General features: G+C 70.8%; 21 protein-coding genes. 10 read left to right on the top strand and 11 right to left on the bottom strand.

Annotated features, from left to right (window positions below; all coding sequences use genetic code 11):
• Positions 1–287: 287 nt before the first annotated feature.
• The gene (locus AB0M67_RS14140; RefSeq protein ID WP_365745614.1) at positions 288–872 is read left to right on the top strand and encodes a TMEM165/GDT1 family protein; all 585 of its coding nucleotides are present in this window, start codon (positions 288–290) and stop codon (positions 870–872) included.
• Between the two features lie 102 nt (positions 873–974).
• Here AB0M67_RS14140 and AB0M67_RS14135 read toward each other — a convergent pair whose 3' ends face one another.
• Positions 975–2,036, bottom strand: a complete 1,062-nt coding sequence (locus AB0M67_RS14135) for an ABC transporter substrate-binding protein (protein ID WP_365745613.1) — start codon at positions 2,034–2,036, stop codon at positions 975–977.
• Positions 2,037–2,091: 55 nt separating this feature from the next.
• Between AB0M67_RS14135 and AB0M67_RS14130 the strand changes: the two genes are divergently transcribed.
• The 4 genes from AB0M67_RS14130 to AB0M67_RS14115 all read left to right on the top strand — a co-directional run bounded on the left by AB0M67_RS14130 (position 2,092) and on the right by AB0M67_RS14115 (position 5,678).
• Positions 2,092–3,243, top strand: a complete 1,152-nt coding sequence (locus AB0M67_RS14130; protein ID WP_365745612.1) for an iron chelate uptake ABC transporter family permease subunit — start codon at positions 2,092–2,094, stop codon at positions 3,241–3,243.
• Positions 3,240–4,304 (top strand): iron chelate uptake ABC transporter family permease subunit, encoded by a 1,065-nt coding sequence (locus AB0M67_RS14125; protein WP_365745611.1) that lies wholly within the window; start codon positions 3,240–3,242, stop codon positions 4,302–4,304. The genes AB0M67_RS14130 and AB0M67_RS14125 overlap by 4 nt, the downstream gene beginning before the upstream one ends.
• A gap of 162 nt (positions 4,305–4,466) precedes the next feature.
• Complete coding sequence (locus tag AB0M67_RS14120; RefSeq protein WP_365745610.1) at positions 4,467–4,934, top strand: DUF6153 family protein; 468 nt, start codon at positions 4,467–4,469, stop codon at positions 4,932–4,934.
• Positions 4,935–5,051: 117 nt separating this feature from the next.
• Positions 5,052–5,678, top strand: a complete 627-nt coding sequence (locus AB0M67_RS14115; protein ID WP_365745609.1) for a DUF305 domain-containing protein — start codon at positions 5,052–5,054, stop codon at positions 5,676–5,678.
• A gap of 106 nt (positions 5,679–5,784) precedes the next feature.
• On the opposite strand, the gene AB0M67_RS14110 is transcribed toward AB0M67_RS14115, so the two are convergent.
• Complete coding sequence (locus AB0M67_RS14110; RefSeq protein WP_365745608.1) at positions 5,785–6,357, bottom strand: GNAT family N-acetyltransferase; 573 nt, start codon at positions 6,355–6,357, stop codon at positions 5,785–5,787.
• A gap of 249 nt (positions 6,358–6,606) precedes the next feature.
• Between AB0M67_RS14110 and AB0M67_RS14105 the strand changes: the two genes are divergently transcribed.
• Positions 6,607–7,260, top strand: coding sequence for an N-acetylmuramoyl-L-alanine amidase (locus AB0M67_RS14105; protein WP_365745607.1), 654 nt, complete (start codon positions 6,607–6,609; stop codon positions 7,258–7,260).
• Between the two features lie 169 nt (positions 7,261–7,429).
• The gene (locus AB0M67_RS14100) at positions 7,430–7,846 is read left to right on the top strand and encodes a hypothetical protein (RefSeq protein ID WP_365745606.1); all 417 of its coding nucleotides are present in this window, start codon (positions 7,430–7,432) and stop codon (positions 7,844–7,846) included.
• 73 nt (positions 7,847–7,919) lie between these two features.
• On the opposite strand, the gene AB0M67_RS14095 is transcribed toward AB0M67_RS14100, so the two are convergent.
• Positions 7,920–9,815: a LamG-like jellyroll fold domain-containing protein gene (locus AB0M67_RS14095; RefSeq protein ID WP_365745605.1), complete on the bottom strand. Its 1,896-nt coding sequence runs from the start codon at positions 9,813–9,815 to the stop codon at positions 7,920–7,922.
• 316 nt (positions 9,816–10,131) lie between these two features.
• Between AB0M67_RS14095 and AB0M67_RS14090 the strand changes: the two genes are divergently transcribed.
• The 3 genes from AB0M67_RS14090 (at position 10,132) to AB0M67_RS14080 (ending at position 12,239) form a co-directional block, all read left to right on the top strand.
• A complete protein-coding gene (locus AB0M67_RS14090; protein ID WP_365745604.1) occupies positions 10,132–10,623 on the top strand; it encodes an Lrp/AsnC family transcriptional regulator in 492 nt (163 codons plus the stop codon).
• Positions 10,624–10,745: 122 nt separating this feature from the next.
• Entirely contained in the window at positions 10,746–11,561 is an 816-nt protein-coding gene (ddaH, locus tag AB0M67_RS14085; protein WP_365745802.1) for a dimethylargininase, read from the top strand.
• Positions 11,562–11,693: 132 nt separating this feature from the next.
• The gene (locus tag AB0M67_RS14080) at positions 11,694–12,239 is read left to right on the top strand and encodes a GNAT family protein (protein ID WP_365745603.1); all 546 of its coding nucleotides are present in this window, start codon (positions 11,694–11,696) and stop codon (positions 12,237–12,239) included.
• 69 nt (positions 12,240–12,308) lie between these two features.
• On the opposite strand, the gene AB0M67_RS14075 is transcribed toward AB0M67_RS14080, so the two are convergent.
• The 8 genes from AB0M67_RS14075 to AB0M67_RS14040 form a co-directional block, all read right to left on the bottom strand.
• Complete coding sequence (locus AB0M67_RS14075; RefSeq protein ID WP_365745602.1) at positions 12,309–13,727, bottom strand: NADH-quinone oxidoreductase subunit N; 1,419 nt, start codon at positions 13,725–13,727, stop codon at positions 12,309–12,311.
• The gene (locus tag AB0M67_RS14070; RefSeq protein ID WP_365745601.1) at positions 13,724–15,229 is read right to left on the bottom strand and encodes an NADH-quinone oxidoreductase subunit M; all 1,506 of its coding nucleotides are present in this window, start codon (positions 15,227–15,229) and stop codon (positions 13,724–13,726) included. Before AB0M67_RS14070 ends, AB0M67_RS14075 begins: the two co-directional genes overlap by 4 nt.
• A 5-nt stretch (positions 15,230–15,234) precedes the next feature.
• Positions 15,235–17,070 carry a proton-conducting transporter membrane subunit gene (locus AB0M67_RS14065; RefSeq protein ID WP_365745600.1) on the bottom strand — a complete coding sequence of 612 codons (1,836 nt, stop codon included), beginning with the start codon at positions 17,068–17,070 and terminating at the stop codon, positions 15,235–15,237.
• Entirely contained in the window at positions 17,067–17,372 is a 306-nt protein-coding gene (locus tag AB0M67_RS14060; protein WP_365745599.1) for an NADH-quinone oxidoreductase subunit K, read from the bottom strand. The genes AB0M67_RS14065 and AB0M67_RS14060 overlap by 4 nt, the downstream gene beginning before the upstream one ends.
• Positions 17,369–17,911 carry an NADH-quinone oxidoreductase subunit J gene (locus tag AB0M67_RS14055; RefSeq protein WP_365745801.1) on the bottom strand — a complete coding sequence of 181 codons (543 nt, stop codon included), beginning with the start codon at positions 17,909–17,911 and terminating at the stop codon, positions 17,369–17,371. The genes AB0M67_RS14060 and AB0M67_RS14055 overlap by 4 nt, the downstream gene beginning before the upstream one ends.
• A 90-nt stretch (positions 17,912–18,001) precedes the next feature.
• A complete protein-coding gene (locus tag AB0M67_RS14050) occupies positions 18,002–18,946 on the bottom strand; it encodes an NADH-quinone oxidoreductase subunit H (protein ID WP_365745598.1) in 945 nt (314 codons plus the stop codon).
• Positions 18,939–20,141 (bottom strand): hypothetical protein, encoded by a 1,203-nt coding sequence (locus AB0M67_RS14045; protein WP_365745597.1) that lies wholly within the window; start codon positions 20,139–20,141, stop codon positions 18,939–18,941. The genes AB0M67_RS14050 and AB0M67_RS14045 overlap by 8 nt, the downstream gene beginning before the upstream one ends.
• Complete coding sequence (locus tag AB0M67_RS14040; RefSeq protein ID WP_365745596.1) at positions 20,132–20,482, bottom strand: NADH-quinone oxidoreductase subunit A; 351 nt, start codon at positions 20,480–20,482, stop codon at positions 20,132–20,134. Before AB0M67_RS14040 ends, AB0M67_RS14045 begins: the two co-directional genes overlap by 10 nt.
• Between the last annotated feature and the right edge of the window lie 121 nt (positions 20,483–20,603).

The following is a 20,603-nucleotide window of genomic DNA, read 5'->3' as shown; positions in this document are numbered from 1 at the left end:
CGACCCCGCGGACCTGGCATGTTCCGGTCTGGGCTCTGCCGAACGGGTGAGGTATCGTGGGGTGCTGCGAAGGGGAGTAGCCCCGCGAACCGGTCGTCGACACACTGGAACCCCCGGGTTCCCGGTGGCCGGGCCCACTGATCCAGTGGGCGGGCGAGACCTTCGGTCAGGCATTGACGGTGTCCGCGTCCCGCGGTCACCGCCGTCGTGCCGGGCCGAGTCTCCTCCTGGCTCCGTACGGGGCTTCGCGAAGATCCGGGCCCGGCCCTCAGAGAAAGCCACCCGGAATGCATCTCGACCCCCTGGCGATCGTCACCGCCTTCGGGCTGATCTTCCTTGCGGAGCTCCCCGACAAGACCATGTTCGCGTCCCTGGCCATGGGCACGCGCATGCGCCCGCTCTACGTATGGTTCGGCACGTCGACGGCGTTCATCGTGCATGTCGCCATCGCTGTCGCCGCGGGCGGTCTCATCGGGCTCCTGCCCGACTGGATCGTCAAGCTCGTCTCCGCTCTGCTCTTCGCGTTCGGCGCCTTCATGCTGCTGCGCGGTGGAGGCGACGACGAGGACGAGGAAGGCGAGAAGAAGACGGTCACCGGCTTCTGGCCCGTCTACTCCACCGCGTTCATGGCCGTCTTCATCAGCGAGTGGGGCGATCTCACCCAGATCACCACCGCCAACCTCGCGGCCAACAACGGCACGTGGTCGACCGCCATCGGTTCGGCCGCCGCGCTCATGTCCGTATCCGCGCTGGCGCTGCTCGCCGGCCGGTTCATCGCCACCCGCGTCCCCCTCAAGACCGTCCAGCGCATCGGCGGTCTGTGCATGCTGGGCCTCGCCATCTGGTCCGTGACCGAGATCTTCGTGGGCTAACGAACCGCCATATATACGAACCGCTATATATACGAAGCCCTGCCCACCGGCGAGCGCCGGTGAGCAGGGCCTTCTGATGGGATTCGGGCTGGACGGCGGCTCTCAGGCGGCCGGGGCCAGGTGCTTTTCGAGCACCGTGAGCACATCACGGGCCGCCGTGGGCCCGGTGTTGAGATAGAAGACATCGTCGTCGACCGGGATCGCCGTCTTGCCCGCGACGGCGGACAGCGTCGGCCAGAGGGGCGCCTTCGTCAGCGCCGACGCCTTGGACTCGGCGCCCTGGACCCCGTAGAACAGCCAGTCCGCGTCGGCCCGGTCCAGCTGCTCATTGCTGATGTTCTGGGAGGTCTTGTCGAACCGCTGGCTCTTGGGGCGGCCGAGCCCGGCGTCCTCGGCGATGCTTCCGGTGAACGAGGGCACACCGAAGACCCGCAGCCGGTCGCCGTTCAGCCGCAGGAAGGACACGGTCGCCGGCTTGTCGAGGCTCTTGCCCAGTTCTTCGGCGTCGGCGTGGAAGGTGTCGAGATACGTCCGCGCCTGTTCGGTCTTGCCGAGTCCGTCGGCGACGAGCAGGAAGTCCTGCTTCCAGTACAGCCCGGTGCCCTGGGTGGCGATGGTGGGCGCCAGCTCGGTCAGCGCCGTATAGAGGGTCTTGGCGTTCTTGCCCGCGATGTTCATCAGGATCAGATCCGGCTCGATGTTCGCGATGGTCTCCAGGTCCGGGTCGACCCGCGAGCCCACGTCCACGACCTTCGCCAGCTGAGCGGCGTCCTTCGGGAAGTCGTCCTTCAGATACCGGGGTACGAGATCCGCCCCGTCCCCGCGGGTCGAACCCGCCGGCACCGTGCCGAGCGTGAGCAGCGCGTCGGCCTGTCCGGTGGAGATCACCACGACCTTCTTCGGCGCGGCCTCAAGGGTGGTCCTGCCTTCGAAGTGGCTGACGGTACGGGGGAATTGCCCGTCAGGTTCGCCGCTTCCCATGCCCTTGGGCACGGAGCGGGGAGCCGTATGGGTCGATGTGGCCGGGGTGGCCGACGGGGCGGACGTCCCGCCATCGCCCGACGAGTCCGTCGAGTTGGTGGAACAGCCGCTGAGCAGCAGGGCGCCGGCTATGGCGACGCCGCTGACGAGACGGGTGAGAGGGAGATCACGGAAGCGGTACACGGGGCATTAGCTTAGGCTTCCCTAAGTGCGGATGAGTAGGTATGACAGTCATGCGATGGATCACATATCCGGAAGTGCGGGTTCCGGGGGTGCGGGCTCCAGTGAGGCGGGCTCCGGAAAAGCGGACCCGGTGTCCCCGGCCGGCGACCGGCGCTCCCCAGGGTCGCGAACCGTCGAACCGCCGGGCGGGCGCCCCCGGTCCGGCGGGCGCCGCCGCGGACAACACCTCGCCGCCCTGGTGGTCTGTCTCGCCCTTGTCGTCCTGCTCGTACTGATCAGCCTGGGCGTCGGCGCGCGGGGCATCCCCCTGGGGACCGTGGGGCGGGTGCTGCTCCATGACGACGGAAGCCCGGAGGCCATCATCGTCCGGGAGTTGAGGATGCCCCGTACCGTCCTCGCGGTGGTCGTCGGTGCCGCGCTGGCGCTGGCCGGGGTCGTCATGCAGGCCATCACCCGTAACCCGCTCGCCGAGCCGGGCATCGTCGGCGTCAACGCGGGCGCCTCCTTCGCGGTCGTGGTCGCGATCGCCGCGTTCAATGTCACCGGCGTCTCCGGATACATCTGGTTCGCCTTCGCCGGAGCGGTTCTGGCCGCGCTGATCGTCCATACGCTCACCTCGGGCGCCGCCCGCGGTCACCACCACACCCGGCTCGTCCTGGCGGGAGCGGCGCTGTCGGCGAGCCTCGGGGCCTGTACGGGCATCATCACCATGTTCAACACCACGGCTTTCGACTCCTACCGCTTCTGGGTGGTGGGGGCGCTGGAGAACCGGGGTACGGAAGCGCTCACGGCCGCGGTCCCCTTCGTTCTGGCCGGCACCCTGATCGCGCTGGCGCTCGGCCCGTCCCTGAACGCGCTCGCGCTGGGGGACGAGACCGGGGCGGCTCTCGGGCTCAGAGTCCCCTGGGTGCGCGCGGCCGGCTTCCTCTCGATCATGCTGCTGTGCGGCGCGGCGACCGCCGCCGCGGGGCCGATCGCGTTCGTCGGTCTGGTCGTTCCGCATGTGCTGCGGCTGGTCCTCGGCCCCGACCTGCGCCCGCTGCTGGCGTTCGCGCTGCCCGGCGGCGCCATTCTGCTGCTCGTCAGTGATATCGCCGGACGGGTCGTCGCACCGCCGGGCGAGATCGAGGTCGGTATCGTCACGGCGTTCATCGGGGCGCCCGCGCTGCTCTGGCTCGTCGTCAGGCGCAAGGAGGCCGCGGCGTGACCACCCCGCACCGGACCGCCGCCCCGACGCGCGTACTGCGGCTTCCCGGAGAACTCACCCTGCGCTACTCGGGCCGTACCGCCGCCGTGACGGCCGTCCTGCTGCTTGGCTGCGCCGCGGTGTGGACGCTCAGCGTGTTCACCGGCACGTACCGGATCGACACGGGCCGCATCCTCGACGTACTCGCCGGTGGCGGATCGGGGACGGACCGGTTCATCATCGTCGGCCAGCGGCTGCCGCGCGTCTGTGCCGCACTGCTCGTCGGAGCGGCCCTCGGGCTGTCCGGGGCGCTGTTCCAGAGCCTGTCGCGCAATCCGCTCGGCAGCCCGGACGTCATCGGGTTCACCACCGGCTCGACCAGCGGCGCGCTCGTCGTCATCCTGGCCGGCGGTGGTACGGCCGGAATCGGTGTCGGCGCGGGCTCGGTGCTCGGCGGGCTGGTGACCGCGGTGGTCGTGTACGCGTTCACCGCGTCGCGCGGTGTCTCCGGCAACCGGCTGGTGCTCGCCGGTATCGCCGTGGGCGCGATGCTGGCGTCGGTCAACGACTTCCTCATCACCCGCGCCGATCTGGAGTCCGCGGAGAGCGCCAAGGCCTGGACGTTCGGCAGCCTCAACGCCGTCTCCTGGCCGCAGGTCACTCCGCTGGCGCTCGCGCTGCCCGTACTCGCCGTCGCGACCCTGGCCGTGGGCCGGCCGCTGAGGCTCATGGAGATGGGGGACGACACCGCCGGCGCGCTCGGGGTGAACATCGCGCGCGTCCGCGCGCTCGGCCTGCTGCTCGGTGTCGCCCTGGCGGGCGCGGCCATCGCCGTCGCGGGCCCGATCGGCTTCCTGGCGCTGGCGGCCCCCCAACTGGCCCGCAGAATCACCCGGGCCCCGGGCCCCCCGATCGGTTCGGCCACGCTCACGGGCGCGCTGATCCTCGCCACCGCCGATCTGCTGGCCCAGCGCCTCCTGTCCCCCTTTCAGATCCCGGTGGGGCTGGTCACCGGGGCCCTCGGCGGTCTCTATCTGCTGTGGCTGCTGTCCAGGGAGAAGAGGAACGCTCGGGTCCATTAAGCCTCGATAAGCAGCGATAAGCCCCGATGAGACCGATGAGCACGATAAGTGAGCCGGACGGTCCGGGCGGGACCGGTCGCGAATGGTCCCCCAGGAGAAGAGGCCGCTCGCCGACGGCCGGGCCGCGTCATATTGGGCGCCCACGGTGATTACGATAAACACATGAGGCGATGGTCATCACACGGCAGGACCCGGCCCGCTGGGGCGCGGGTTCTCCTGTTGTCGCTGGTGACCGCGGTACTGACCGGTCTGCTGGCGATGCACGGGCTGTCGCCGGTCACCCCACCGCAAGGACACACCGCTTCCGCTCCGTCCTCGTCGGCCTCGGCGTCCGCGACGGACCCCCGGTCCTCCTCCGTACCCGCGTCCTCGGCTCATGCCATGGCCGCCGGCGCGGTGGACGGGGACTGCGCACATCGGGATGGCGGAGGCGGCGGGCATCTGGACCACGCGGACGCCACCTGCGCCGCCGCCGGGGTGGGCGCGGGTCCCGCGCTGCCGACCCCGCTCGCCTCCGCGCTGCCCGCCGGGCCGCTCACCGTACCCGCCGGGCTACGACAGGCTCCCGGGACGGCGACGGGCGACCGGGCGCCTCCCTCATTGAGCGAACTCCAACTCCTGCGCATATAGGCGCCGCTCCGGCGGCCGTCCCCGCTGCCGAGCCGATCGCGTCGATCGGTTCGCCGGGCCGGTGGCCGCGTTCGGTATGCCCATACCCTCACCACCACGCACAGGAGTCGTTCCACCATGACCTCGTACCGTCACGCGGCCCGTGCGGCCGCCATCGCCGCGGCCGTGTCCACCGCCGCACTCACCCTCTCCGCCTGCGGCGGGGACAACGGACCTACGTCCGCCACCGCTTCGACGTCCGCGTCCGCATCCGCCTCGGCCCCGGGTTCGGCGGCGGGCTCGTTGTACAACGCCGCGGACGTGTCGTTCGCGCAGGGCATGATCCCGCATCACCGGCAGGCCGTGGAGATGGCCGACCTCGCGGCGACCCGGGCCTCCTCGGCGGAGGTGAAGAAGCTCGCCGCCGAGATCAAGAAGGCCCAGGACCCGGAGATCAAGACCCTCTCCGGCTGGCTCACGTCCTGGGGCGCGCAGGTGCCCACGCAGGGCAGCATGGATCACTCGGGGCACTCGATGCCCGGGATGATGGCCGACAGCGATATGTCCACGCTGGAGAAGGCCACGGGCCCGGCGTTCGACACCGCGTTCCTGAAGCTGATGGTCGAGCACCATGAGGGCGCGGTCGAGATGGCCAGGACCGAGAAGTCGGCAGGGGCCGACAAACGCGCCAAGGACATGGCGGACGCCATCATCACGTCCCAGAGCGCCGAGATCACCCGGATGAACACGCTGCTCGACGAGTAGCGGCGAGGCACCGGGGCTCCGGGGCTCCGGTCCCTCGGCCACCGGGGGCCGCGCCGCACGCGCGGTCCCCGGTCGGTCGGGCAACGCCTAGTCGGTCGGGCAACGCCTATTGGGGCGGTACGCCGCTTCTCCCCGTACGGTCCGCGCCGCCCGGCACGGAGATCAGCAGTTCGGGCCGGTCCCACATCACGGCCGGTGGGTTCGCGGCCACCGTGCCGGTCCTACGGGCACCCACGCTGCGGTAGAAACCCTCGGCGGGCGGATGGGAGACGACACGGACGGCGTCGAGTCCGGCGCCGCGCGCCTCGTCCGTCATGTGCTCGACGAGCCGACGGCCGATGCCGAGCCCTTGGGCGGCGTCCGCGACGAACATCAGATCCAGCTCGGGCGGATCGAGGACGAGCGCGTAGAAGCCGAGCAGCCGCTCCTCGGTGCGTACGGTTTCCGCGGCGCCCCCCGCCCCTCCCCCTTCGGTCGCCACGGCCAGGAAGACCCGGTGGGTCTCGATGTAGTCGGGGCCGACCCGGTACCCCGCGACCATCGGGGCGTACGGCCCCTCGTAGGCGCGGGAGACCCGGACGAGCCGGGTGAGCCGCCGGGCGTCCCGCGCGGTCGCCCGTCTGATCGAGACCGTCGTACCGGCCGCCCCCGCACCCACACGCGTAACTTGCGACACCATGGGGAGAGTATTACACCCGCGTAACTCCCGACGTGGGGCGCCCTTGCGCGGATCCGGGCGGCCGACAGGATGAGGACCGGGACCGGCCCGCCGAACCGGCCCTGGAGTGCGTCGCGTATGCCAGAGGTCCAGACCGAGCCCCGCTTTCTTTCTTTGCCCAGCGGTTATTGGCATGGCCATGCAGAAGGTTCAGCATGGAACCGCGCTACGCGCGTCATCCCTTCCAGGCAATGGATTTCGGGAGGCCCCATGGAAGACCACGCCCCCACACCGTCCCGCCGCGCCTTACTCCGCTCCGGCGCCGGTCTCGGCGCCGCCGCGCTGGGACTCGCCACGATCTCCGCCTCCACGGCCCGGGCCGCCGACGACCGCCGTCCGCCCGGTGAACACGGCGCCCCCGAGGGCGGACCGCGTGCCTCCGCCGGTTATCCGCCCACCCACTGGATCCCGGCCAGCACCTCCAACTACACGGTGTCCAGCCGTCCGACGACCTATCAGGTCGACTTCGTCGTCATCCATGTGACACAGGAGACCTTCCCCGACGCGATGAAGATCTTCCAGAACCCGGCCAAGAAGGTCTCCGCGCACTACATGGTCGCCTCGGCGGACGGCTATATCGGACAGTTCGTACGGGAGAAGGATGTCGCCTGGCACGCGGGGAACTGGAACTACAACACCCGCAGCATCGGCATCGAGCACGAGGGCTGGGTGGACAGGCCGGAGTACTTCACGGACGCGATGTACGCGTCGTCCGCGGCGCTGACCGCCGCCATCTGCGGCACATACGGCATCCCCCGGACACGCGAACACATCATCGCCCACAGCGAGGTCCCCGGCGCCACGCACACCGACCCGGGCCGGCTCTGGGACTGGGACCGCTACATCGCGCTGGTCAACAGCTGACCGGTCAGGCGTTCCACAACGGGCGCGGTCGGCGGTCGTTGCCGGTCGCGCCACCGAACACAGCGCGCACGTCGACCCGTTCGGGTGAGGATTCCCCTCCGGCCTGGCGATCGTCCCGCCCCGCGTGCCATAAGGAGGAGGCAACATCCCACAGGGGAAAGGGAACACCGTGAACAGACCGCGCACCGGGCGCCGTGTCGCCTCGGGTCTCGCCGTACTCGCGATCATCGGCTCCGGGCCGCTGGCCGCCGCTCCCGCCGGCGCCGCCGATGTCACCGGCTCCCCCGCCGCCGTCTCCGCCGTGGCGGGCGATCCGTTGCCCACGCGGTCGGCGCGGACGCCCGTGGAAGAGCCCAGGGGCAAGGTCGTCTCGCGGATCACCCTGAGCATCCGTGAGGAGCCGACCTCGCGCTCCGCCTATCTGGGCGGCCTGCGGCCAGGGACGGTCATCCCCCTCTTCTGCAAGGTCAGGGGCGAGAACGTGGACGGCAACAACCTCTGGTATCTGCTGGGGGACGCACGACCCGGCTATGTCGCGGCCCGTTACGTCGAGAACCAGTCGCCGGTGCCGTACTGCCGACGGTGACGTAGTCGAGGGGCCCTGAGGACGGCCGGGTGGCGACGGACGTGAGCCCGCCGCCGCCACCCGGCCCACCGCCTTACGCGAACGGTGTCAGGAAGTCCTTCGGCGCGAGTGCCCGGCTCACGATCCGGGTGTCCCCGATCCAGCCGTAGAAGCCCTGGCCGAACTGCTCGTCGAACTGGGTGGCGCCCAGGACGAAGGGCTTGCCCAGCGTGGCGATACCGGTCGACTTCTGGGCCGGGTTGCGCGCGATCTTCGAGCCGTCGACGTACATCACCGTACGGCGGCCGTCGTTGACGACGGCGATATGCATCCAGCGGCCCACCGGGACCGCGTGGCTCCAGGAGGTGGGGTCCGCGTCCTGGCGCTGCGGATAGACGACGAACTGGAGGAATCGCTCCGGGGAGAGATTGAGGCTGCAGGTCGGCTCGTCGGGCGACCAGCCGGTCGTCTTGCCCGCGTCGCCGTTGCGCCCCTCCCAGCTGAGGATCCCCATCCAGGCGTGATCGCCGTCGAAGGGCTCCGGAAGCTTGATGAAGGTCTCGATGGTGTAACCCGAGGTGAAGGTGGCGCTGTTGAGCGGGGCGCCCGCCGCGGTGGTGAGGACCGCGCCGCGGTCCGGGGCCTTCCCTCCGTCGAAGCGCAGACTCGCGTGGGCGGGCTGGCCGAGGTGGTGTTCGGCGGACCAGGTCAGCGCGTCGGCACCGCTGGTGTGCAGCCGACGTACCGTCAGATCGTTGCCGTTGCCGGTCAGATCGCGGGCGACCCTGCCGTCCGTCACGGGCTTGCCCGCCCGGCCGCCGTCCGGCAGTCCGGAGGAGTCGAAGCGCCAGTACGCGACCGTTCCACGCGGCATCACGGCCGAAGCGGGCCGCGGGGCGGGCGGTACGACCGGGGCGAAGCCGGCGAACCGTTCGGTGAAGTCGATGTCCAGGCTGAACCGGTCGACCGGGCCGGTCAGTTCGATGGTCTCGGCCTCCAGTGGCGTCCGCTTCTCCGGATCGCGGGAGAGGAACCACGGGGAGAACGTCTCGACGTCGATGACTCCGCGGGCCAGATCGAAGCCGTACAGCCGGATCATCGCGGCACCGCCGTAGTAGCGGTCCTGGTAGTTGGTGATCTGGACGTGTACGTCATGACCGGCGTCGTTGGTCAGTACGGTGCGGCCCGGCGGCCAGTAGTGACCGCCCAGGGCCAGGAAGATCTGGTCGTTGCCGCGGACGATGCCGTCCCACAGCCGCTTGCCGTTGTCCGAGAGCTGCGCCGAGCCGTCGTCGTCCGACCACGCCAGGTCGTGGGTGGTCAGCACGGTCGGCAGCGAAGGGTGCTTGTCGAGCACGCCCTGCGCCCAGCGCAGTCCCCCGTCCGACACCCGCCAGTCCAGGGCGAGGACCAGCCACTCGCGGCCCGCCGCGCGCACCACGTGGTAGCTGTTGTAACCGTCGGGCGAGGCACCGCCGAAGGTCGGCATGGAGGAGTAGCGCTTCGGCCCGAAGGCCTTGAGATACGCGCTGTCGCCACGCTGGTCGTCCAGCGACCCGTTGATGTCGTGATTGCCCGCGAGGACGCTGTAGGGCACCTTGCCGTGCAGGGTACGGAAGGTGTCGGCGGCGAGTTCGATCTCCTCCTCGGTGCCGTGCTCCGTGACATCGCCGAGGTGCGTCATGAACGCGATATTCGATTCGCCACGCTCCGATACGAGGTACCGGAACGTCTCGCGCAGCGGCGCCGGGTCGGAGCTGTCGGCGTCGAAGAGGTACTGGGTGTCCGGAAGGACGGCCAGCGCGAACCGGGGGCTGTCGGCATCGAACCGGCCTCCGCCGCCCCCTGCCGTGGCCGCCGCCGTCGCTGTCGCGGCCCGCGCCGGTACGGTGTCGAGCGCCGCCACCGCGGCGCCCGCCGCCGGTACGACCAGCGCGGCCTGCAGGAGCGCCCGTCTGTCCAGATTCTTCTTGCTGTCTGCCGTACTCATGCGTACTCCATGAACTGGATGTCCGTGTCCGCTGCACTGTGCTGATCGGCTGTGTCCACCCGATGGCAGGGAGCTGAACGATGGCCGCCCTTCGTCGCACGAATGGGACCGTTGGGCGCGAAGGAGCCCACACAGCGCGAAAGTGGCATCGGAAGGAAGTACTGGCCTGCCGGGTCCGCCGGGTTCCCTCGGGTCCGCCGGGTGCGCCGGGTCCCTCGGGTCCGTCACCGACGCCGCTGACGCCGCCGGGGTGATGCACGATGATCTCCGCAACGGCCACGCGACAGCGCGTGCGCCCGAGTGGAGGGGATTCCTGATGCGCCGTCATGGAACTGTCCTGGATGACCTCGATCGCAAGATCCTCACAGCGCTGATCGCCGACGCCAGGGCGAGTTTCAAGGAGATCGGTCTGTCCATCGGACTGTCGGCGCCCGCGGTGAAGCGCCGGGTGGACCGGCTGCGGGAGGACGAGGTGATCACCGGCTTCACCACGGTGGTCACGCCGTCGGCGCTGGGCTGGCACACCGAGGCGTATGTGGAGGTGTTCTGCGAGGGCGCCGCGCCGCCGAAGCGGCTGGCGGAGGTCGTGAGGAACCACCCCGAGATCCAGTCGGCCGTCACCGTGACCGGGCGCGCCGACGCGATCCTCCATATCAGGGCGCTCGATGTCGAGCACTTCGAGGATGTCCTCGAACGGATCCGCGCGGAGTCGTTCGTGAAGGAGACGCACAGCTTCGTGGTGCTGTCCCATCTGCTGCCTGGCAGTCCCGAGGCCGGCTCGGGACGCTTCTCACGGATTAACGAGTAGCCGCTCTCGCGCCGTCACACGCAACAGAGTTGCGGCCCCACGCAACATTCCTCTCTTGTTCGCGGGTCCGGGGCGTCCATATTCTGGTGCTCGTCTCCCCCGGTTCTACGAAAGGGCCGTTCATGGTGCCACGACGGACAGCGAGGAAGCGTCGTTATCTGGTGTGCCCGCCGGAGTATTTCGAGGTCCGTTATGCCATCAACCCCTGGATGACAGCGGAGGAGCCGGTGGATTCGGCGCTGGCGCTACGGCAATGGGAGGCCCTCGTCTCCGTATACCGGAATCTGGGACATGACGTGGAGCTGATGACGCCCGTCGCCGGTCTGCCGGACATGGTGTTCGCCGCCAACTCCGCTCTGGTGCTGGACGGGAGAGTGTTCGGGGCGCACTTTCACGCGCCGGAGCGGCGGCCGGAATCCGGTCACTACCGGGCGTGGTTCGAGCGCGCCGGCTTCGAGGTGGGCACACCTGTCCATATCTGCGAGGGAGAGGGTGACTTCATACCGGTGGGAGGGGTTCTCCTCGCGGGGACGGGATTCCGTACGCTGCCGCAGGCGCACCAGGAGGCCCGGGAGTACTTTGGTGTGCCCACGGTCAGCCTGCGCCTTGTCGACGCGCTCTTCTACCATCTGGATACGGCGTTGTTCGCGCTCGACGACGACAATGTCGCCTATTATCCGGGCGCGTTCTCACCGGGAAGTCAGCGGGTCCTGAGAACCCTCTTTCCCGACGCGGTCGTCGCGACCGAGCAGGACGCCAAGTGCTTCGGTCTCAATTCCCTGTCCGACGGGCATCATGTGGTCATCGCCCAGGACGCGGTCGGTCTCATCGAGGCGGTGGCGGACCGCGGTTACCGTCCGGTCCCGGTGGATCTCTCGGAATTCCGGAAGGCCGGCGGCGGGGTGAAATGCTGTACGCAGGAGATCCGTAGGGAGTAGGTCCGTACGCGCGTGATCGGCCCGCGAAGATCGACCGGACAGGACCTAACAGGTTGAGTCCCGGGTTCGGCCCGTGCTACCACTGGCGGGTTCACAGAAGGCTGATCATGAAACAGCGAAGGGCCGGCAGACATGGTGCTCGGAGACCTCGTCAAGCTGCGAGCGATGGATCCGTCGGACGCCGAGGCACTGTGGCGGTGGAACCACGATCCCGACGTCATGCGCTGGATGAACGACGACTACGCCCAGCCGCTCGGCCGCGTCAGGAGATGGCTGGAGGAGCGACCGCGCAACGCCTACGGTGAGGTGCTCTTCGGGATCGAGGCGCTCACCGACACGCACCTCATCGGCCTCGTCCAACTGCGCGAGGCCGAGCCGGAGACGGGATGCGCCAAGCTCGACATCTATCTCGGCGAGAAGGAGTACTGGGGACGCGGGTACGCCACCGACGCGATGCGGACGGTCTGCCGCTACGGGTTCGAGAAGATGCGGCTGCACAAGATCTCGCTGACCGTCGTCACCGAGAACCACGCCGCTCACCGCGTCTACCAGAAGGTCGGCTTCGTCGACGAGGGCAGGCTGCGCCAGACCTTCCGACGTGATGGCCAGTGGTACGACATGTTCACGATGGGGTTGCTGGAGGGCGAACTCCGTCAGGCGTCGGAACCGGACGCGTAAACCAAGACGTAAACCAAGAGAGGAAGACGCGCCCGCGCGGTGGTCCGACGGCCGGCGGGCGCGGGCCGCTCACGGCGCTGGGCCGCCGTCCAGGATCCCGAGTACCGGCCCGCCGAGCAGACCGAGTACCACCGACCCGGCGGCGATCGCGCAGGCGAGGCCGCCGGCGGTGCGCGACCACACACGAGGCACCGTCGGGGCGGGGCCCGAGACGGCGGCGGCGATCCAGCGCAGGTAGTAGAAGAGCGAGGCCACGGTGTTGACCGCCGCGACGACCGCCAGCCACGCGTAGCCGCCGTCGAACGCCGCGCTGAACGCCTCCAGTTTGCCGAGGAAGACGGCGGTGGGCGGGGTACCGACCAGGCCGAGCAGACAGACGACCAACGCGAAGGTCAGCGCGGGCCGTTCCCGTATCAGGCCCCGGTAGTCCTCGATGGTGCGGGCCCCCGGCAGCGCGCGGACGACGGCGAACGCCCCGAGGTTCGTCAGCGCGTACGCCGCCAGGTAGTAGAGCAGGGCTCGTTGGCCGATGTCCGTACGCCCACCGACGACGACGGGGAGCAGGAGGTAGCCGACCTGGCTGATGGTCGAGTACGCGAGCAGCCGCTTGACGTCCCGTTGGAAGAAGGCGGCCAGATTGCCCACGGTCATCGACGCGACGGACAGGACCGCGACCAGCGCGGGCCACGGTACGGAGGTGTCCGCGAGGGGTACGGCCACGAGGCGGTAGAACGCGGCCAGCGCACCGATCTTGGGCACGGTCGTGAGGAACGCCGCCACGGGCGCCGAACTGCCCTGTACGGCGTCCGGAACCCAGAAGTGCGCCGGTACGCCGCCCGCTTTGAACAGCACCCCTGCCAGGAGCGCCACCACACCGGCGGCCACCAGCCCGGCGGACGCGTCCGGCAGCGCGGCCCGCAGCGCCGGATAGGACGTGCCGCGCCCGGCGGCGAGCAGCAGGGTGATCCCGCCGAGCATCACCACACCGAGGAGTGCTCCGACGACGTAGTACTTCAGCGCCGCCTCGGTCCCCGGCCCGTCCTCGCGGAAGCCGGCCAGGGCGTACGCCGGGACACTGGCCAGCAGATAGCCCGCCGCGAGCAGCAGCAGGTCCTGGGTTCCGGCGAGCATCAGCGCCCCCAGGGCCGACAGTTGCAGCAGCACATAGAACTCGCTCTCCCGGCGGTTCGCGTGGAGCGGGCCGACGGCGAGGGCGAGCACCAGCAGCGTGCCACCGAGGATGACGATCCGGGCGGTGTTCGTGACCGGGTCCACCGCGAAGGACGCGCCGAACGCGGTGGTGGCCGGCCCGGCGGCGGCCACGGCGGACGCCCCGATGCCCGCGCCGCACGCCGTGAACGCCAGCGCGCCGGTCAGCCACTGCCGGCGCCGCGGCAGCCAGGCGCCCCACAGCAGTCCGAGGACGGCGGAGGCGGCGAGCAGTACCTCGGGGAGCAGATCGAGCGGGTTCTCGTTCATCTCCGTCATCGCGCGAGCAGCTCCAGCACGTCCTGGGAGGCCGGCTCGATGACGTCCAGCACGAAGCGCGGCGCCAGGCCGAGGACCACGCCCAGGCCGAGCAACGGAACGACGGCGGCGCTCTCATGGGCCCGGAGGTCGGGGAACGGCCCCGCCGCGCCCGGCGCGACGGCCGGAAGCCGGAGCGGGCCGAAGAGGATCTGGCGCAGGGCGCGCAGGAACAGGGCGGCGGTGAGCAGGATCCCGAGCACGGCGAGCCCGGTCGCCACCGGCCGCGGGCCGAGACTCCCGGTGAGGATCTGGAATTCGGCGATGAAGCCGGAGAACCCAGGCAGCCCCAGCGAGGCGAAGGCGGCGACGCCGGTCAGCGCCGCGAAGACCGGCGCCCGTCCGGCGACGCCCGAGTACGCCGCCATGTCGTACGTACGCCCACGCGCGTACAACACGCCGGAGAGCAGGAACAGCGCTCCCGTCAGCAGACCGTGGCTGACCATCTGGAACACGGCGCCGGTGACGGCGAGCCGGCGCGCCTCGACGCCCGTGGTGATGGCCGCCGCCGCGCCGATCGCCAGGATGATGTAGCCCATGTGACTGACCGAGGTGTACGCGATCATCCGCTTGAAGTCGCTCTGGGCGAGCGCGACCAGCGCCCCGTACAGCACGGAGACCACACCGATCACAACGAAGACGGCGGCGTACTCCCGCCAGGCACCGGGAAGGACCGGCAGGGCGATCCGCAGGAATCCGTAGGTGCCCATCTTCAGCAGGACCCCGGCGAGGATCGCCGACCCCGCGGCCGGTGCCTCGGTGTGCGCGGGAGGCAGCCAGGTGTGGAAGGGGACGGTCGGGGTCTTGACCGCCAGGCCGACGCCGATCGCGAGCAGGACGAGCGCGCCGTACAGGGACCGTCCGGCGAGCGGGTTCTCGCGGGTCAGATCGACGATGTCGAAGGTGTGCGGGGAGGCGGCCAGATAGAGACCGATGAATCCCAGCAGCAGGGCCAGCGAGCCGGTGAAGGTGTAGAGGAAGAACTTCAGCGCGGCACGGGCCGCGTGCCGGTGTCCCCACCCCGCGATGACGAAGTACATCGCGACGATCGACAGATCGAAGAAGACGAAGAAGAGGATCAGGTCGAGGGCGACGAACAGCCCCAGGCAGGTCGTCTGGAGGAACAGGAAGAGCGCGGCGAACTCGCGGACGCGCCGTCGCTCGCGCCACGCGTACAGCGCGCACGCCAGGAACAGCACACAGGCCATCGCGACCAGCGGCAGGGACAGCCCGTCGACGCCCACGTGGTAGCCGACCCCGGCGCTGGGGATCCAGCGGGCGCGGGTCTCGTACCGCATCCCGCCGCCGGCCCCGAACCCCCACCACACGGCGACGGTCAGGGCCAGTTCCGCCGCGGCGGTCGCCACCCACACGGCGAGGAACAGACCGCGCGGGGCGCCGCGCGGGACGCAGAGCAGCAGCGCCGCCACGGCGGTCGGGAGCAGGACGATGGCCGTGAGCACGGCGGTCACCTCATGAGGACGAGTACGACGGCGAGGACGGTGAAGGCGACAACAGCCTGGGCGAGGTACTGATGCAACTGACCGGTCTGTGGCAGACGCGCCCAGCGGCCGAGTGCCCGCGCGCCGGCGGCGATGCCCTCGACGCCGCCGTCGACGCTCCCTTCGACCCGGCGGTCGGTCCAGCGCGCGAGCCGCAGGACACCGCGTGCGCCACCGTCGACGGCGCGGTCCAGTACGCGGTCGTCGAACGCGGCGAGGGCGTGGGCGAGGCGTACCACCGGCCGTACGAAAAGGAGACGCGCCACTGCCTCCAGGCCCAGCCAGTCGGCCCACCACCGGCTTCCGGCGGAACGTGGGCCTCTCACCCACACGACGGCGGAGGCGACAAGGGCGAGCGCGCCGGAGAGTACGAACTCCCAGGCCACCGGGGCCGGTTCGGCGGCGGATCCCAGTACCCGGCCGAGGGCCTCGCGCACCGGCGGGAAGCATGGCACGGTCAGTCCGGCGCAGGCGACGGTGAGGACCACCAGTGGCGCCCGGGTCACCCGGGGAGGGGTCACCTCGGCCGCGTCGGTGGGCCGCCGGACGAACCAGAGCGCCTTCGCCGCGTACACCGCCGACACGACGGCCCCCGCGAGCCCGACCCCGTACAGCGCGGCGCTCTCGTGCAGCGCCGCGGCGAGGAGAACGTCCTTCGCCGCCCACAACGACAGCGGCGGAACGCCGGCGAGCGTGAGCGCCGCGACGGTGTAGGCGACTCCGGCCGTACGGTCGCGGCGCGCCGCACCGCGCAGGGCGGGGAGCGATCGGGCGCCCAGGGCGGCCAGCCAGCCGCCCGCGATCAGGAAGGCGAGGCTTTTGGCCGCCGCGTGGGCCATCAGCTGGAGGGTCGCGCCGGTGGTCGATCCGACGCCCGCGGCGAGCACCATGAAGCCGATCTGCGCGCAACTGGACGCGGCCAGCAGCTGCTTGAGGTCGCTCTGCGCGACCGCGACAAGACCGAGCAGCACGGCGGTGACCGCGCCCGCCCAGGCCACGGCGGTCCCTCCCCAGCCGGACGCCGCCAGCAGCGGTTCCAGGCGGATCAGCAGATACGCGCCGCCCACCACCATGGTCGCGGAGTGCAGCAGGGCGGAGACCGGACTCGGACCCCGCATGGCGTGCGAGAGCCAGAAGCTGAAGGGAAGTTGGGCCGATTTGCCGAGTGCGGCGACGATGACCCCCGCGGTGATGACCGCGAGCCAGGGCGCGGTGGCACGTGGCAGATCCGCGAGGGCGAGCGAGCCGGCGCCACCGGCCGCGAGGGCGGCGAGTGCGGCCCCGGCGGCGAGATAGAGCCCGAGGTCCGCCGCGCGAGTGGTGAGGAAGGCGATATTCGCCGCCCGGCCGTTCTCCGGGTCGCGCCACCAGAAACCGATGAGCGCCCAGGAGGTGGCGCCCATCAGCTCCCAGGCCATCAGCAGTACGGGGAGCGTCGCCGCCGTCACGGTGGTCAGCATGGCGCCGCTGAACAGGAGCATGAGCCCGAAGAAACGCGCGCGCGCCTCCCCGGGAGGGATATCGCCGACGCTGAAGACCAGGACGGCGGTGGTGATCGCCGCCACCGTCACGGTCATCACCCCGGAGAGGCCGTCCACCACCAACCGTACGGGGAGTCCGTCGAGCAGCGGGGCCCCGGCCGTCGGGCGGCCGAGGGCGACCGCGATGGCGAGGCCCAGGGTGACGAGGGCGGTGGCGACCGCGGCCACGGGTGCGGTCCGGTCGGCGGCGCGCCCGCAGGCCGCGAGAACGGTTCCCACGGTGAGCGGCAGGGCGAGCAGCGCCCACAGCAGGGCGCTCACTCCCTCAGCTCCGCCGCCATGTCGGTCATCTCGACCTCGCGGGCCCGGAAGAGCGCGGTGACGACGGCGAAACCGATGGCCATCTCCACGGCCATCACCGTGACCGCGAGGACGACCAGCACCTGACCGTCGGCGGAGGCGGGCGCGATGTGGTGCCAGACGGCCGCTGCGGCGAGGATGACGCCGCCCACCATCAGTTCGAGACCCATCATCAGCATGACGATCGACTGCTGGGTCAGCGCGCCGAACAGCCCGGTGCTGAACAGCGCGGCGGCGAGCAGGAGGAACAGGTCGAGACTCATCGGCCGTGGCCTCCCCGTTCCGGATCTCCGGCGGTCCGGGGCGGGGTCGAGGTGGGGGCCGGGGCCGGGGTGCCGGCTCGTAGGTCGTCGCCGAACCGGTCGTAGCGTCCGCGGTGGGTGGCCAGAGCGACCGTGGCGACGATGGTGGCGAACAGGGCCAGGCCCAGGGTCATCATGGTGAGCATCTGGGGTCCCATCAGCGACAGGCCGAGGGCCGTCGTGGGATCGTCCGGCGGTCTTCCCTTCCGGGCGGGCCAGGGTGCGAGGAGCGCGCCGGCGGCCAGGACGGCGAAGACCACCGCGCAGATCCCGGCCGCGCCGTTCTTGTTGTGCACCATCGACATGGGCAGCAGACCGGCCGGGTTCATCATGTACATCACCATGAACACCGCCATGACGGCCATCTCGATGGTCATCATCAGGATGATCACCACGCCGAGATAGTCGAGGCCGAGCAGCAGCACCTCACCGCCGACGCAGAGCAACGACATCAGCAGGGCGTAGGTCGCCCGCGCCATCGAGTCGAACCGGAACACCATGATCCCGGCGCCCGTCGCGAGGACGGCGAGCACCCAGAAGATCACGTCGTCAAGCGTCACCGGCTTCTCACCCGCCCCTCACCCGCCCTGTCATCGGTGGAGCACGACCACGGCCACGAAGAGCGCCTGAAGAAGCGTCAGCGGTACGAGCACCAGCCAGGCGAGCCCCATGTACCGGTCCATACGCAGGACCGGCAGCAGCCGGCGCCCCGTCACCAGCAGGGCCAGTACCAGCGCGGTCTTCAGCGCGGTCCACGCCCAGCCGGGCAGCAGCGGCCCGTGTCCGCCACCGAGGAAGAGCGGCACGCTGAAGGCCGCGCTCACCACGAGCAGCAGCCAACGGCCGCCCAGGAACACCAGCCGGTCCACGCCCGACAGCTCGACCGCCGCGCCGCCCGCCGTGTCCCGTCCCAGCGGTCCGCCGAACGGCCCCCAGAACGACATCGCCATCGCGCTCAGCAGATAGACGACGAAGGCGGCCGGCATCCACACCACGAACCACAGCCCGTCCTGAGCGGCGACGACATCGCCGACGCGCAGGGACTCGGCACCCAGGGCCGCGGTGGTGAGGGCGAACATGTGCGGAAGCTCGTACGCCAGGCCCTGGGCGAGAAAGCGGTATCCGCCGATCAGTGACAACGCCGAGTTGGGACCCCAGCCCACCAGCCACACCGCCGCCCAGGACAGGGCCTCCATGGCGTTGAACCACACGACGCCCACGCTCGGATCGCTGACGGCGCGGAACCCCCAGGGCAGCACCGCGCCCGCGAGCACGGCGGCCACGGGGACCAGTACCACTCCGGCCCTGCCGAGCGCCACGTCGGAGGCCGTCGTCCGGCGCCGCTGCTGTACGAGGAGGCGCAGACCCTCATGTACCGGCGCCGCCGCCCGAACGCCCCACTCGCGTGGACTCCCCGCGCGCCCCCGCTCCGCCGCGGCCGTCAGCGCCGCGTCGAATCCCGCCGTGACGACGGCGGCGGCCAGCAGGGCGAGCGGCAGGACCGCGGTGGCCCACAGGGGCGCGGATTCAGGCATGGCCCGCCCCTGCCGACGGCACGGGGGCCACCTCGTCGATATCGGGATCGAGGCTCGCCAGAATGGCCCGCGCGCACCCGAACTCCGTTCCCACGAGCAGCCCCGGCAGGATGTCGAGAAGCGCCCGCGAGGGCGGACGGTCCCCGTCCAGGGCGCCGCGCGGCCCTCGCATATCGCCGGGGGCCAGCGGCCGGGTGTCGTCGAAGTCCCGTACGGCCCGGCCGATTTCCGTCAGCCAGAGGCGGAGGCGGGCATGGGCGTCACCGTCCGCCGCGAGAGCCGGGCCGCTCACGCCCCGTTCCCGCGCGTGGGTCGTGGACAGCGGGCCGAGTCCCGTGAGAAGCCACCGCAGGGTCCGGGATCGCCCCACCCGCGTGGCCAGGCGCCGTACTTCCGCTGTCGTACGCGCGGAGGGAGGGCCCGCCAGCACCTCGTCCCGCAGGCGCCGGGAGCGGGCGGCGGGGTCGGCCCATCCGACGACGGAGAGCAGTCTGCCGAGGCTGTCGAGATGGGCCGCGCAGCGGCGGCGGGCCGCGGTCCCGCGCGAGACCCGCTCACCACGGGCGGCCCGCAGCCAGGGTGCGGCCCAGAACGGCATGCCGTCCGACCCGGGCAGGTGCTCGACTTCGGCCCGCTGGACGACGTCTCCTTGCAGCGCGCAGCGCAGGATCAGCCCCGCCGGCCAGTCGGCCAGGGCCGGTCCCAGCGGCACATGCAACCGGTCCAGCCGGAGGCCGTCCCGGTCGTCGGCCCGTTCGGCCAGGGGCAGACCCGCCACCTCGGGCATCGCGTGTGTGCCGTGGTCCTGATGGTGTTCGTGGCCGTCGCGGTCCTCGTGGTGTGTCGGTTCGCGTCCGGTGGGGCGCGGTGTCGTTTCCGTGTCCGGGCGCGCCCGTACCCGTTCGCGTACCTCATCGAGCGGACGGGCGGCGTGACCGGGCTCCGTCACGGTGACGCGGACGGCGGGACGCGGTACGGCGCGTTCGAGATCGTCCAGCCACCGCGCACGGGCGGCCACCGGGGACCCGCAGACCACGAGCGCGTCCGCGGCGGCGGGCGAGGCCACCACCGGCCAGCCCCGACGCCGGAGTTCCGCCTCCATACCGAGCCGGATACCGGTCGCGCCCGGCCATGTCACGAGGAGGACGGCGGGACGCCGCAGGGCGGTACGCCGGAGAGCGCCTCTCAGGTCCACCGGAAGGCCCCCTCGCGCCAGGCGTAGGCCACCGCGGCGAAGAGAATCCCGAGGAACAGGAACATCTCGATGACGGCGCTCACCCCGACCCGCGACACCACCGTGACCCACGGGTACATAAAGAGCATCTCCATGTCGAAGGCCAGAAAGATCATCGTGACGGGGTACCAGCGCACATGGAACCGTGAGAACGCGTGTTCGGCGGCGGGCAGTCCACCGGCGAACGGTCCTGTCTCCAGCGGCGTACGGTCGACGGCCAGCCACGCGGCCAGTCCGTACAGCGCCACCAGACCGGCCACGACCACCGCGAGGAGAACCAGCACCGGCTGCCACCCACCCACCTCGTCCGTCCTCCGCTCTCTCTCGCTCGCCCCGGAAGGACCGCGGAGCTCATGGTGTGCCGCGGACACACGCAAATCGTGGAGGCGCGGCGACAGCGCGATTGGTCCATACCAAACCCTT

Source organism: Streptomyces sp. NPDC051662 (assembly GCF_040681655.1).
GTDB lineage: Bacteria > Actinomycetota > Actinomycetes > Streptomycetales > Streptomycetaceae > Streptomyces.
This window is presented reverse-complemented; position numbering and strand designations above follow the sequence as displayed.